The sequence below is a fragment of the Pseudomonas sp. S11P7 genome, assembly GCF_023195435.1.
In the GTDB taxonomy this organism is placed as follows: domain Bacteria; phylum Pseudomonadota; class Gammaproteobacteria; order Pseudomonadales; family Pseudomonadaceae; genus Aquipseudomonas; species Aquipseudomonas fluorescens_G.
Genome location: NZ_JALPKS020000002.1, coordinates 5,976,338 through 5,990,126, shown reverse-complemented (window position 1 = coordinate 5,990,126; position 13,789 = coordinate 5,976,338). Strand labels below are relative to the sequence as shown.

General features: G+C 62.1%; 13 protein-coding genes. 8 read left to right on the top strand and 5 right to left on the bottom strand.

From position 1 onward, the window contains the following. Positions 1-115 precede the first annotated feature (115 nt). From ftsX to ftsY, 3 genes are read right to left on the bottom strand one after another with little or no spacing between them, the layout of a single operon-like run. A complete protein-coding gene (gene ftsX / locus M0746_RS27390; protein WP_093097439.1) occupies positions 116-1,141 on the bottom strand; it encodes a permease-like cell division protein FtsX in 1,026 nt (341 codons plus the stop codon). Then, the gene (gene ftsE / locus M0746_RS27385; RefSeq protein ID WP_064380087.1) at positions 1,138-1,809 is read right to left on the bottom strand and encodes a cell division ATP-binding protein FtsE; all 672 of its coding nucleotides are present in this window, start codon (positions 1,807-1,809) and stop codon (positions 1,138-1,140) included. The genes ftsX and ftsE overlap by 4 nt, the downstream gene beginning before the upstream one ends. After that, positions 1,806-3,320 carry a signal recognition particle-docking protein FtsY gene (gene ftsY / locus M0746_RS27380; RefSeq protein WP_258451267.1) on the bottom strand — a complete coding sequence of 505 codons (1,515 nt, stop codon included), beginning with the start codon at positions 3,318-3,320 and terminating at the stop codon, positions 1,806-1,808. Before ftsY ends, ftsE begins: the two co-directional genes overlap by 4 nt. Between ftsY and M0746_RS27375 the strand changes: the two genes are divergently transcribed. The 5 genes from M0746_RS27375 (at position 3,319) to M0746_RS27355 (ending at position 8,181) form a co-directional block, all read left to right on the top strand. Continuing rightward, positions 3,319-3,588, top strand: coding sequence for a hypothetical protein (locus tag M0746_RS27375; RefSeq protein ID WP_208939397.1), 270 nt, complete (start codon positions 3,319-3,321; stop codon positions 3,586-3,588). The two genes, ftsY and M0746_RS27375, sit on opposite strands and share 2 nt — an antisense overlap. Before the next feature lie 76 nt (positions 3,589-3,664). Beyond that, a complete protein-coding gene (locus M0746_RS27370; RefSeq protein ID WP_208939396.1) occupies positions 3,665-5,020 on the top strand; it encodes a M16 family metallopeptidase in 1,356 nt (451 codons plus the stop codon). After that, a complete protein-coding gene (locus M0746_RS27365) occupies positions 5,013-6,503 on the top strand; it encodes a M16 family metallopeptidase (protein ID WP_258451266.1) in 1,491 nt (496 codons plus the stop codon). Before M0746_RS27370 ends, M0746_RS27365 begins: the two co-directional genes overlap by 8 nt. After that, the gene (rsmD, locus tag M0746_RS27360) at positions 6,503-7,117 is read left to right on the top strand and encodes a 16S rRNA (guanine(966)-N(2))-methyltransferase RsmD (protein WP_258451265.1); all 615 of its coding nucleotides are present in this window, start codon (positions 6,503-6,505) and stop codon (positions 7,115-7,117) included. Before M0746_RS27365 ends, rsmD begins: the two co-directional genes overlap by 1 nt. A 68-nt stretch (positions 7,118-7,185) precedes the next feature. Further along, entirely contained in the window at positions 7,186-8,181 is a 996-nt protein-coding gene (locus tag M0746_RS27355; protein WP_258451264.1) for a hydrolase, read from the top strand. A 107-nt stretch (positions 8,182-8,288) separates the two neighbouring features. Here M0746_RS27355 and M0746_RS27350 read toward each other — a convergent pair whose 3' ends face one another. Beyond that, complete coding sequence (locus tag M0746_RS27350) at positions 8,289-9,143, bottom strand: sulfurtransferase (RefSeq protein WP_258451263.1); 855 nt, start codon at positions 9,141-9,143, stop codon at positions 8,289-8,291. 30 nt (positions 9,144-9,173) lie between these two features. Next, on the bottom strand, positions 9,174-9,845 hold the full coding sequence (locus M0746_RS27345) for a TetR/AcrR family transcriptional regulator (protein WP_122596593.1): 672 nt from the start codon (positions 9,843-9,845) through the stop codon (positions 9,174-9,176). Between the two features lie 147 nt (positions 9,846-9,992). On the opposite strand from M0746_RS27345, the gene M0746_RS27340 reads away from it, so the two are divergent. From M0746_RS27340 to M0746_RS27330, 3 genes are all read left to right on the top strand, one after another. After that, a complete protein-coding gene (locus M0746_RS27340) occupies positions 9,993-11,423 on the top strand; it encodes a coniferyl aldehyde dehydrogenase (protein ID WP_258451262.1) in 1,431 nt (476 codons plus the stop codon). A 29-nt stretch (positions 11,424-11,452) separates the two neighbouring features. Beyond that, the gene (locus M0746_RS27335; RefSeq protein WP_258451261.1) at positions 11,453-11,998 is read left to right on the top strand and encodes a twin-arginine translocation pathway signal protein; all 546 of its coding nucleotides are present in this window, start codon (positions 11,453-11,455) and stop codon (positions 11,996-11,998) included. Between the two features lie 88 nt (positions 11,999-12,086). Continuing rightward, entirely contained in the window at positions 12,087-13,682 is a 1,596-nt protein-coding gene (locus M0746_RS27330) for a GMC family oxidoreductase (protein WP_258451260.1), read from the top strand. The last annotated feature ends 107 nt before the right edge of the window (positions 13,683-13,789 follow it).

Below are 13,789 nucleotides of genomic sequence, written 5' to 3'. Positions count from 1 at the left end.
GCGAAAAAACCTCCCACTTACATACTCGTGCCTCTCGGCACTGCGAAAAATTGACCGGGAACTCAGGTACAAGTTCCCATAAAAACCGCAAGGTCAATCACGCGCAAAAAAGATTCTACTTCGGCGCCAGCTCCCTGAGATGACGTGCGACTGCAATCCATGCACCGATATAACCCAACAGCACCGCGCCAAGCAAGAGCGACAGACCGTCGGCCACTGGCACGCCGGCCAGGGCGAAATCACTGCCGTACAAGCCGGCCAGTCCAACCACCGCATCGTTCAGCCAGTTCAGGCCGAACGCCAATACACCCCAGGACAACAGCCCTGCACCGAAGCCATACAACGCGCCCATATAAAGGAAAGGGCGACGCACATAACTGTCAGTGCCGCCGACGAGTTTAATCACTTCTATCTCGGTGCGGCGGTTTTCAATATGAAGACGAATGGTATTGCCTATCACCAAAAGTAATGCAGACACCAAAAGCACTGTCAGACCGAAGACAAAGCGGTCGCCCAGCTTGAGGATGGCGGCCAGACGCTCGACCCAGACTAGATCAAGTTGCGCCTGTTGTACCTTGGGCAGCTCGGAAAGTTTTTGTCTTAATGCTTCGAGTGTCGGCTTGTCGACTTCGTTCGGTGTCACCAGCACCACACCGGGCAACGGGTTCTCCGGCAGTTCACGCAAGGCTTCGCCGAGGCCGGACTGCTGCTGGAATTCCTCGAGCGCCTGATCGCGGCCGACATATTCAGCATCAGCGACGCCGGGCATGCCTTTGATCTGCTCGCGCAACGACTCGCCCTGCTCCGGCGTCGCGTCGAGTTGCAGGTACAGCGAGATCTGCGCCGCACGCTGCCAGGAACCGCCGAGACGTTCGACATTGTTCAGCAGCAGCGACAGGCCCATCGGCAAACTCAACGCCACGGCCATCACCATGCAGGTGAAGAAGCTGCCGATCGGCTGTTTGCCCAAACGGCGCAGGCTGTCGAGCAGGCTGGCGCGGTGACTTTCAATCCAGGCGCGGAACAGCGTGGCGAAGTCAGGGCCATCGTCATCGTCGTGTTTTTTTTTTTTCGGCGGCTGCGGATCGGCGGCTTTCGGCGCCACGCGTTCGGAAACCTTCGGGCTGCGTGTCGCACTCATACTCCGGCCTCCCCGTCGCCAATCAAGCGGCCGCGTTGCAGTGTGAGCATGCGGTGACGCATGCGCGCAATCAGTGCCAGGTCGTGGCTGGCGATCAGCACGCTGGTGCCCAAACGGTTGATGTCTTCGAACACGCCCATGATTTCCGCCGCCAGACGCGGGTCGAGGTTACCGGTCGGTTCGTCCGCCAGCAGCAAGGCCGGGCGATGGACGATGGCGCGGGCAATGCCGACGCGCTGTTGCTGACCGGTGGACAGGTCGCCGGGATACAGGTCAGCTTTATCCGACAGCGCCACGCGCTCCAGCGCCGAGTCGACACGCTTGGCGATTTCAACCTTGGACAGGCCAAGGATCTGCAACGGCAAGGCGACGTTGTTGAACACCGTGCGATCGAACAGCAACTGGTGATTCTGGAACACCACACCGATCTGCCGGCGCAGAAACGGAATCTGCGCGTTGCTGATGGTGCTCAGGTCCTGCCCGGCGAGCAGCAGCTTGCCACTGGTCGGCCGCTCCATCGCCAGCAACAGGCGCAACAGCGTGGATTTACCGGCGCCGGAGTGGCCAGTGACAAACAAGAACTCGCCACGACGCACTCGAAAGCTCAGCTCATGCAAGCCGACGTGACCGTTCGGGTAGCGTTTACCGACCTGTTCGAAACGAATCATGAACGCTCCCGCTCGGCAAACAATGCCTGGACAAAGGGTTCGGCTTCAAAAGTACGCAAGTCATCGATGCCTTCACCGACGCCGATGTAGCGGATCGGCAGACCGAACTGCTTGGCAAGGGCGAAGATCACCCCGCCCTTGGCGGTGCCATCGAGCTTGGTCAGCGCCAGGCCGGTCAGTTCGACGGTCTGGTTGAATTGCTTGGCCTGGTTGATCGCGTTCTGCCCGGTGCCAGCGTCGAGCACCAGCAGCACTTCGTGTGGTGCGTCGGCGTCGAGCTTGCCGATGACCCGGCGGACCTTTTTCAGCTCTTCCATCAGGTTGTCTTTGGTGTGCAGACGACCGGCGGTGTCAGCGATCAACACATCGATGCCACGGGCTTTGGCGGCCTGCACGGCGTCGAAGATCACCGAAGCCGAATCGGCACCGGTGTGCTGGGCAATCACCGGAATCTTGTTGCGCTCGCCCCAGACCTGCAACTGCTCGACTGCTGCGGCACGGAAGGTGTCACCGGCGGCGAGCATGACTTTCTTGCCTTCCAGTTGCAGCTTCTTCGCCAGTTTGCCGATGGTGGTGGTTTTGCCGGCGCCGTTGACGCCGACCACCAGAATCACGAATGGCTTGTTCTGCGAGACGATCTTCAGCGGTTGTTCGACCGGTTTAAGCATGGCGGCCAGTTCAGCCTGCAGCGACTTGTACAGCGCATCGGCGTCGGCCAGCTCCTTGCGAGCGACCTTCTGGGTCAGGCGCTGGATGATCTGGGTGGTGGCTTCGACGCCGACGTCGGCGGTGAGCAGACGGGTTTCGAGGTCATCGAGCAAATCGTCATCGATGGTTTTACGCCCGAGGAACAGGCTGGCCATGCCTTCGCCGATGCTGGCGCTGGTCTTCGACAGGCCTTGCTTGAGGCGGGCGAAGAAACCGGCTTTGGTTTCTTCGGTGCGCGGGGCTTCTACAGGAGGCTCGGCAGGTGCTTCAGCCGGCACGACTGGCGCAGCGACAACCGGCGCAGGCACTGTTGCAGGCGCAGGTGCAGGTGCAGGCTCGGGCTCGGGCTCGGGCGCTTGAGTGATCGGTGCCACTGGAGCAGGAACAACCGGCGCCGGCTCGATGACCGCTTCCACCACAGGCTCGGGCTCGACAGCAGGTGCCACAACCATTTCCGGAATCGCCGGCGTCACATGCGGCGCTGCCTCTTCAACGAAGGCCACCGGTTCTTCCGCCACCGGCAAGGTCAGCCACGGTTCGGCGGCCGGCGTCAGCGGCAGTTCGGCAGCGGCCGGCGCTTCAGGCTCGGCTTCAGCCTCCGGTTGCAGCACGGGTTCAGCGATCGGCAGCACAATCGGCGCCGGCTCTTCTTCTATGACAGGTGCTGGCGCTGGGGCAGGCTCAGCAATCGCAGGCGGCTGTTCGACGACGGGTTCCTGCGGTTTTTTCCGCAGCCATCCGAACAGGCTTTTCTTCTCGCCAGCCGCAGCTGGGCTCTTCTTGTCGTCGTTGGAACCAAACATGGAGGACGGCTATCTCACGGTAGCGACGCGCCATAAGGGCGCCCCGGCAAATAAATATTCGATGCAGAACAGACTGTGTTTCACCCAGCTTGTTCACGCGCAACATTTTGTCGAGGCGCTACAGGCACCTCAAGGATCGTTTTTACGATGGTTTAAACCGGCAAAGATCGGCGAAAACGCGGAGTTTAGTGGGAAAAACACAGCTTTGCGCCGCAAACCTATACAGCCTTATCAAACGTTGAAGCCTGATAGGCGTGGTCGCCGGTAAAACGGATCAGTATCCTAGCACCCTCTCGCCCGCTGACGCTAAGACGAAGCAGGCAGCCCAACAGGTTAAAAAACGAATGAATGCTCTAGCCCGCCGCGCTGCAGGCCTGCTGCTTTGCACAGTCTGCCTGCCCCTTTCGGCCCTGGCGGCCGACCCGCAACCAACCCACGAATTCACCCTCGACAACGGCCTCAAGGTCGTCGTGCGCGAAGACCATCGCGCGCCGGTGGTGGTCTCGCAGGTCTGGTACAAGGTCGGCTCCAGCTACGAAACCCCGGGCCAGACCGGTCTGTCTCACGCGCTCGAGCACATGATGTTCAAGGGCAGCGAGAAAGTCGGCCCCGGCGAAGCCTCGCTGATCCTCCGTGACCTGGGCGCCGAAGAGAATGCTTTCACCAGTGACGACTTCACCGCGTACTACCAGGTACTGGCACGCGACCGTCTGGGCGTAGCCTTTGAACTGGAAGCCGATCGCATGGCCAACCTGCGCCTGCCGGCCGATGAGTTCGCCAAGGAAATCGAAGTCATCAAGGAAGAACGCCGCCTGCGCACCGATGACAAGCCGATGTCCAAGGCTTACGAGCGCTACAAGGCGATGGCCTACCCGGCGAGCGGCTATCACACGCCGACCATCGGCTGGATGGCTGACCTCGACCGCATGAAGGTCGAAGAGCTGCGCCACTGGTATCAGTCCTGGTACGTGCCGAACAATGCCACGCTGGTGGTGGTCGGCGACGTCACCCCGGACGAAGTGAAAACCCTCGCCCAGCGTTATTTCGGGCCGATCGCCAAGCGCGACGTGCCGCCGGCGAAAAAGCCGCTGGAACTGGCCGAACCGGGCGAGCGCCAGATCACCCTGCGCGTGCAGACACAACTGCCCAGCCTGATGCTCGGCTTCAACGTTCCCAGCATCGCCACCGCTGAAGACAAGCGCTCGGTCAATGCCTTGCGCCTGATCTCGGCGCTGCTCGATGGCGGCTACAGCGGCCGCATCCCGACGCAACTCGAGCGCGGTGAAGAACTGGTCTCCGGCGGCTCGTCGGACTATGACGCCTACACTCGCGGTGACAGCCTGTTCACCCTGTCGGCCACCCCGAACACCCAGAAGAAAAAGACCATCGCTCAGGCTGAGGCCGGGTTGTGGAAGCTGCTGGAGCAGTTGAAAACCACCGCGCCGTCGGCTGCAGAGCTGGAGCGCGTGCGTGCGCAGGTGATCGCCGGCCTGGTCTTCGAACGTGATTCGATCACCAGCCAGGCCACCGCCATCGGCCAACTGGAAACGGTCGGTCTGTCGTGGAAGCTGATGGACACCGAGCTGGCCGACCTGGAAAGCGTGACCCCGCAAGACATTCAGAACGCCGCGAAAAAGTATTTCACCCGCGAACGTCTCAGCGTCGCCCACGTCCTGCCTTTGGAGACGCCTCATGAGTGAGCGCAAAGCCCCACGCCTGATGCTGCTTGGCCTGATCGCTGTCGCGGTGATCGGCTCGGCGGCGGTTTATCTGTCGCCAAGCGCTGACAGCCATGCCAGCGAAGCGCTGGATAACGCCAAGTCCACGCAGAAACTGCAATCGCTGGCCGAACTCGACGGCAAGGCGCCGGCCAGCCGCAAGCTCGACGTGCAGACCTGGAGCACCGCCGAAGGCGCCAAGGTGCTGTTCGTCGAAGCCCATGAATTGCCGATGTTCGACATGCGCCTGATCTTCGCCGCCGGCAGCAGTCAGGACGGCAACGCGCCGGGGCTGGCAGTGCTGACCAACGCGATGCTCAACGAAGGCGTCGCCGGCAAAGACGTCGGCGCCATCGCGCAGGGCTTTGAAGGCCTCGGCGCGGACTTCGGCAACGGCGCGTTCAAGGACATGGCGCTGGCCTCGTTGCGCAGCCTGAGCGCGGCCGACAAACGTGAGCCGGCACTGAAGCTGTTTGCCGAAGTGGTGGGCAAACCGACCTTCCCCGCCGACTCGTTCGCGCGCATCAAGAACCAGATGCTTGCCGGTTTCGAATACCAGAAACAGAACCCCGGCAAACTCGCCAGCCTCGAGCTGATGAAAAGCCTGTACGGCGATCACCCGTACGCGCATTCCAGCGACGGCAATCCGCAAAGCGTGCCAAAGATCACCCTCGCGCAGCTGCGTGATTTCCACGCCAAGGCTTACGCCGCCGGCAACGCGGTGATTGCGCTGGTCGGTGACTTGTCGCGCGCCGAAGCCGAGGCGATTGCCAATCAGGTTTCCGGCGCACTGCCTAAAGGTCCGGCGTTGGCGAAGATTGCAGCGCCACAGGAGCCGAAAGCCAGCGTCAATCACATCGAGTTCCCGTCGAAGCAGACCAACCTGATGCTTGCGCAACTGGGCATCGACCGTGACGATGCGGATTACGCCGCGCTGTCGATGGGCAATCAGATCCTCGGTGGCGGCGGCTTCGGCACACGCCTGATGAGCGAAGTGCGCGAGAAACGTGGCCTGACCTACGGCGTGTATTCGGCATTCAGCCCGATGCAGGCGCGCGGCCCGTTCATGATCAACCTGCAGACACGCGCGGAAATGAGCGAAGGCACCCTGAAACTGGTCCAGGACGTACTCGCCGATTACCTGAAAACCGGGCCGACACAGAAAGAACTCGACGACGCCAAACGCGAACTGGCCGGCAGCTTCCCGCTGTCCACTGCGAGCAATGCCGATATCGTCGGCCAGCTCGGGGCGATGGGCTTCTATAATCTGCCGCTGAGTTATCTCGACGATTTCATGCGTCAGTCGCAGAGCCTGACCGTCGAGCAAGTGCGCGACGCGCTGAACAAACACCTGAGCACGGACAAAATGGTCATCGTCACCGCTGGCCCGACCGTGCCGCAAAAGCCGTTACCGGCCCCATCTGATAAACCTGCCGAGCAACCGCTCGGGGTTCCGGAGCATTAATGGCGACTCGTTCCCCTAAAAAACCTGCGCATAACGTCCACAACGGTGTGAACCAGTTGCGCATCATTGGCGGCCAGTGGCGCAGCCGCAAGCTGAGCTTCCCCGACGCGCCGGGCCTGCGCCCGACGCCGGATCGCGTGCGTGAAACCCTGTTCAACTGGCTGGCGCCATACGTTGAAGGCGCCAAGGTGCTGGACCCGTTCGCCGGCAGCGGCGCGCTGTTTCTCGAAGCGCTGTCCCGTGGCGCGGCGATGGGCCAGGCGCTGGATGCCAGCAACATCGCCGTGTCCAGCCTGAAAGAACACCTCGGCACTTTGCGCTGCACCAACGGCCAGGTGCAGACCGCGGACGCCTTGCGCTATCTGGAAACCCAGACTGCAACGCCGTTCGATCTGGTGTTCCTTGATCCGCCGTTCAACCAGAACCTGCTGCCGGCGGTGTGCACGCTGCTGGAAGAGCGGCAGTGGCTGGCGACCGATTCGTGGATCTACACTGAAAGCGAAACTGCGCCGTCGACCCTCGGCCTGCCGGGCAACTGGCGCCTGCACCGCGAACAGAAATCCGGTCGGGTCTACTACGCGCTGTGGCAGCGTTCGACGCCAGTCGACGCCTGACCTGAAGGCGCGCGACAACCTGCGGCAAGGGAGCCTCCTCCCTTGCCCTACGCACATCGAGAACCATCGTGCCCCCTTCGTCTGAACGCTTCGTCCCCGCCTTCGGCCTCGGTAATCCGCATCTGCAGACCTTGTGGGGACCGCTGTGGCGCAAAACCGTACACATCGAACGCGAGCGTGAGCGCTTGTGGCTGGAAGACGGCGATTTTCTCGACCTCGACTGGCACGGCCCGCACAGCGCCGAAGCGCCGTTGGTGCTGGTGTTGCACGGGCTGACCGGTTCTTCCAACTCGCCTTACGTGGCGGGCATTCAAAAGGCCTTGGCTGATCAGGGTTGGGCCAGCGTTGCGCTGAACTGGCGTGGCTGCTCGGGCGAACCGAACCTGCTGCCGCGCAGCTACCATTCCGGCGCCAGCGAAGATCTGGCCGAGACCATCCAACACTTGCATGCGAAACGCCCGCTGGCGCCGCTGTTTGCGGTCGGCTACTCACTCGGTGGCAACGTTCTGCTCAAGCATCTTGGCGAGACCGGCAGCGGCAGTGGCCTGCTGGGCGCGGTGGCGGTCTCGGTGCCGTTTCGCCTCGATCAATGTGCCGACCGCATCGGCCAGGGTTTTTCCAGGGTTTATCAGGCGCACTTCATGCGTGAGATGGTCGCCTACATCAAGAACAAGCAGCGGCAGTTTCAGCATGACGGTCGTGAGGATGGCCTGGCGAAACTGGCGGCGCTCGGTTCGCTGGAAAACATGCGCACGTTCTGGGATTTCGATGGCCGGGTGACCGCGCCATTGCATGGTTTCAACGATGCCGAGGATTACTACCGGCGCGCTTCGAGTCGCTATTTCCTCGGCGAGATTCGCACGCCGACCCTGATCATCCAGGCGGCGGACGATCCATTCGTATTCCCGCACAGCCTGCCGCAGGCTGATGAGCTGTCGGCCTGCACGCAATTCGAGCTGCAGCCGCGCGGCGGGCATGTCGGGTTTGTCGATGGCTCGGTTCGCAAGCCCGGTTATTACCTGGAGCGACGGATTCCGCAGTGGCTTTGCGATATGAACCGTTGACTCATTGTGGGAGCGAGCCTGCTCGCGAAAGCGGTGTGTCAGTCAAAAACTTATGACTGACGGGACGCCTTCGCGAGCAGGCTCGCTCCCACAAGGGTACTGCGGCGTTATTCGCCCGTGGCAATGCCTCGCGATGGCTCGTTGATCCACTCGCTCCACGACCCGGCATACAGCGCACCCAGCGGGTAACCGGCCAGGCACAGGGCGAACAGGTTATGACACGCCGTCACCCCCGAGCCGCAGTAGGCAACCAACTCCGACGGCGAGCGATCGCCCAGTTTTGCCGCAAAACGCTGCTTGAGCTGAGCGGCCGGCAGAAAGCGCCCGTCGCTGCCGAGGTTCTCCGTGAACGCCGCGCACTGCGCACCGGGAATGTGCCCGGCGACCGGATCGATCGGTTCCACTTCACCCTTGAAACGTGGCAGCGCGCGGGCATCGATCAAGGTCAATGACGGTTGACCCAGGCGTTGCTGCAATTGCTCGGCGCTGAGCAGCAGGCTCATGTCCGGCTGGCCGCTGAAATGGCCGCGGGCAACGGTCGGCGGATCCAGACTCAGCGGCAGCCCCGCCGCATGCCAGGCCTTGAGCCCGCCGTCGAGAATGAACACACCGTCGCGCTTGCCCAGCCATGCCAGCAACCACCACGCCCGTGCCGCGTAGGCGCCCGGGCCGTCGTCGTAGAGAACAACGTCGCTGTCATTGCTGATGCCCCAATCTCGCAGGCGTTCGATCAGCGCCGCCGGCTCGGGCAGCGGATGACGGCCGCTCACGCCTTTGATGACTTTTCCGCTCAGGTCCCGTTCGAGATCGGCGAAGCTCGCTTCGGCGATGTGCCCTTCGGCGTAGCTGCGCTGACCGTAGTCGGGGTCTTCGAGGGCGAAGCGACAATCGAGAATCACCAGTCCCGGCTGCGCCTTGCGGGCGTCCAGTGCGACGGGGCTGATCAGTTGCGCAATCGGCATAACGGGCTCCTGGGTATCAACACAAAAGGCTTATTTGACGTCTTCGAGGGCCTGGGCCAGCGGCACGTAGAACTCCTCGAACAGCGCATTGACCTCGTCGCGCGCCTGCGCGGTGACAAACCCGGCCTCCAGCACCAGCACCTGATACACGCCACGCTTGATGGCTTGTTCGCTGAGGTGATTGGAGTTTTCCCGGGTGGTGCACAGAAACCGCACCCACGAAGTCAGGATGATCCACGCGTTGAGGGTCAGGGATTCGATCTGCACGCGGTCCATGTCGAGAATCCCGGCGGCGACAAACCCTTCGTAGATCGCCGCGCCCTGAATCACGCAGCGCTGGGAAAAACGCCGGTAACGCGCGGCCAGCTCCGGATCGCTGTCGAGCAGATGTTCGAGGTCACGGTGCAGAAAGCGGTAGCGCCACATCGCCGAGAGCAGTTCCTTGAGATAGAAACGCTTGTCCTCGACCGTCGCTGCGCGGCCCTGCGGCGGGCGCAGAAAGCTGTCGACCAGGCTTTCGTATTCACTGAACAGCACGGCGATGATCGCCTGCTTGTTGGGGAAGTGGTAGTACAGGTTGCCCGGAGAAATCTCCATGTGGGCGGCAATGTGATTGGTGCTGATACTGCGCTCGCCCTGCTGATTGAACAGTTCGAGGCTGTTGAGCACGATACGCTCGCTGGTTTTTATTCGTGGGGCCATGGCTTGAGCTTTAATTCAGGGTGCGTGTGGGGGCATCTTACGACCTAACCGGAAATGGATAAAACACTGCGGTGCAGGGAAGTCATTTGACTTTCTAGAGCATAGACTCTAAAAAGTTCGTCACTACAATAAAATCCGGAGCAGATCATGACTGCCGATATTGCCTACCTACAAACGCTGCAGCCCGCGCTGGCCGAGCTGGATCGGTTGTTCGAGGCGCAACGTTCTGCCTACGCCGCCAATCCGATGCCGCCCGCCGCCCAGCGCCAGCAATGGCTCAAGACACTGGCGGATCTGCTCAGCAGCGAACGGCAGGCCTTGATCGCCGCCATCAGCGCCGATTTCAGCCATCGCAGCGCCGATGAAACCCTGCTCGCCGAACTGATGCCGAGCCTGCACGGCATTCATTACGCCAGCCGTCATCTCAAAGGCTGGATGAAAGCCTCGCGGCGCAAGGTCGGCATGGCGTTCCAGCCGGCTTCGGCAAAAGTGGTGTATCAGCCGCTGGGCGTGGTTGGCGTGATCGTGCCGTGGAATTACCCGTTGTATCTGGCCGTCGGCCCGTTGGTCGGCGCGCTGGCGGCGGGCAATCGGGTGATGCTCAAACTCAGCGAATCGACCCCGGCCACCGGGCTGCTGCTCAAGGAACTGCTGGGGCGAATCTTCCCCGAAGATCTGGTCTGCGTAGTCCTCGGCGAGGCCGATATCGGCGTGGCATTTTCCCGCCTGCGCTTCGATCACTTGCTGTTCACCGGCGCCACCAGCATCGGCAAACATGTGATGCGCGCCGCGGCGGAAAACCTCACCCCGGTGACCCTCGAACTGGGCGGCAAATCCCCGGCCATCGTCTCGCACGACGTGCCGCTCAAGGACGCCGCCGAGCGCATCGCCTTCGGCAAGACCTTGAACGCCGGCCAGACCTGCGTTGCCCCCGATTACGTGCTGGTGCCGGAAGATCGCGTCGGCGCTTTCGTCGAAGCCTACCGCCAGGCCGTGCAAGGTTTTTACCCGACGCTCGCCGACAATCCGGACTACACAGCGATCATCAACGAGCGTCAGCTGGCCCGCCTCAACGGCTACGTCAGCGATGCCACCAGCAAGGGCGCGCTGTTGATTCCGCTGTTCGAACAGGGCCAGGGCCGGCGCATGCCGCACAGCGTGCTGCTGAATGTCAGCGATGAAATGACGGTGATGCAGGACGAAATCTTCGGCCCGCTGCTACCGATCGTGCCTTACCGCGATCTGCAGCAGGCATTTGCTTACATCAATCAGCGCCCACGTCCTCTGGCTCTTTACTACTTTGGCTACGACAAACGCGAACAGCAGCGCGTGCTGCACGAAACCCATTCCGGCGGTGTGTGCCTCAACGACACGCTGCTGCATGTCGCGCAGGACGACATGCCTTTTGGCGGCATCGGCGCGTCCGGCATGGGTCATTACCACGGTCACGAAGGTTTCCTGACGTTCAGCAAAGCCAAAGGTGTGCTGATCAAACAGCGTTTCAACGCCGCCAGGCTGATCTACCCGCCTTACGGCAAAACCGTGCAGAAACTGATTCAGAAACTGTTCATTCGCTAAACGCTGGTCACCGCCGGGTAATAAAAACAATGCACCCAAGCCTGACTGAAACACCCGCGCTGTCGCGCCGTGGCCTGCTGAAATTCAGCCTCGGCGCCACGGCGTTCCTCGCCACCGCTGGCCTCGGCGCCAGCCTCAGTGGCTGCTCGTCGAGCATCGCGGCCAACGGTTTTGTCTCACTGCGCGACGGCGATCTGCTGTTTCTGCGCGCGCTGATTCCGGTGATGCTCGACGGCGCCGTCGCGGCCGAAAAGCTGCCGACTGCGGTCGATGGCACGCTCAAGTCGCTGGACTACAGCCTCGATCATCTGTCGCCGGAAATGCTCAAGCTCACCCGGCAACTGTTCGATGTGCTGGGCATGGCCGTCACCCGCGGGCCGCTCACCGGCATCTGGGGCAGTTGGGAAAATGCCAGCGCCGACGCCATGCGGCACTTTCTCGAGCGCTGGGAAAACAGTTCGTTAAGTCTGTTGCGCATGGGGCATAGCTCGCTGCAGCAGATGGTGATGATGGCGTGGTACACGCGCCCGGAATCCTGGGCGCACTGCGGTTATCCGGGGCCGCCCACCGTTTGAAATCGGCGGCGCGGCCTTCGCGAGCAGGCTCGCGAAGAGGCCAGTCGCCACACCTTGCATCCAAAAATAATAAAAGAGAGCCCGACCGATGCCCGTACCCGATCCTTTCCGCGAAGGCCTCGCCCGCGGCTGGAAAACCTACAACGGTTCGCAACTGACCGACGACCTGACCCTTGAAGCCGACGTAGCGATCATCGGCAGCGGCGCTGGCGGCGGTACCACTGCGGAAATTCTCAGCGCGGCCGGCTACAAAGTCCTGCTGATCGAAGAAGGCCCGCTGAAAACCAGCTCCGACTTCAAGATGCTTGAAGCACAGGCCTACAGCAGTCTCTATCAGGAAGGCATCGGGCGCATGAGCAAGGACGGTGCGATCACCATCCTGCAAGGCCGCGCGGTCGGCGGCACGACGTTGATCAACTGGACCTCGAGCTTCCGCACCCCCGATCCGACCCTCGAACACTGGGCCCGCGAACACAACGTCAAAGGCCACAGCCCGGCCGAGATGGCGCCGTGGTTCGAAAAAATGGAGCAGCGCCTCGGTGTTGCGCCATGGTTGGTGCCGCCGAACGCCAATAACGACGTGATCCGCAAAGGCTGCGAACAGCTCGGCTACAGTTGGCATGTGATCCCGCGCAACGTGCGCGGCTGCTGGAATCTCGGTTATTGCGGCATGGGCTGCCCGGCCAATGCCAAGCAATCGATGCTGGTCACGACCATTCCGGCGACGCTGGAAAAGGGTGGCGAGCTACTGTACCTGGCGCGCGCCGAGAAACTGCTGATCAGCGGCGACAAGGTGACCGGTCTGCAATGCGCGGCCATGGACGAGCGCTGCGTCGAGCCGAGCGGTCGGCGCATCACCGTGCAGGCGCGGCATTACGTGCTGGCCGGCGGCGGCATCAACAGCCCGGCGTTGCTGTTGCGTTCGGACGCGCCGGACCCGCACGGAAACCTCGGCAAACGCACCTTTCTGCACCCGGTGAACATGTCCGCCGCGCGCTTCGATGAGGTCATCAACCCGTTCTACGGCGCGCCACAGTCGATCTACTCTGACCATTTCCAGTGGAAGGACGGCACCACCGGACCGATGGCCTTCAAACTCGAAGTGCCGCCACTGCACCCAGCGCTCGCGGCGACGTTGCTCGGCGGCTTCGGCGCAGAAAATGCGCAGCACATGGCCGACCTGCCGCACACCCACGCCATGCTCGCGTTGCTGCGTGACGGTTTTCATCCGGACAGCACGGGTGGCGCGGTCGAGCTGCGCGGCGACGGTTCGCCGGTGCTCGACTATCAGGTTTCGCCCTACGCCTGGGACGGTTTGCGCCGGGCCTTTCATGTCATGGCGGAAATCCAGTTCGCCGGCGGCGCGAAATCGGTGATGCCGATGCACGCCGACGCCCGCTACGTGAAAACCCTGGGCGAAGCGCGCAGCCTGATCGACGGGCTGAGCCTTGAGCTGTATCGCACGCGCCTGGGCAGCGCCCACGTGATGGGCGGCTGCGCCATGGGTGAGGATGCCAAAAGCGCGGTAACCGACAGCCTCGGGCGTCATCATCAATTGGCCAATCTGTCGATTCACGATGGCTCGCTGTTCCCCACCAGTATTGGCGCCAACCCGCAATTGTCGGTGTATGGCCTGACCGCGCAATTGGCGACGTCCCTCGCCGATCGGCTGAGAAACCCATGAAAAAACCGATGATTGCCGGCGTCTATAGTGCTTTCTTACCGCACAGGCGACTTGGCCGACCGGTTAGGCTGCGATACCATCCGACTCCCCAACGGACTCCCGCCAGG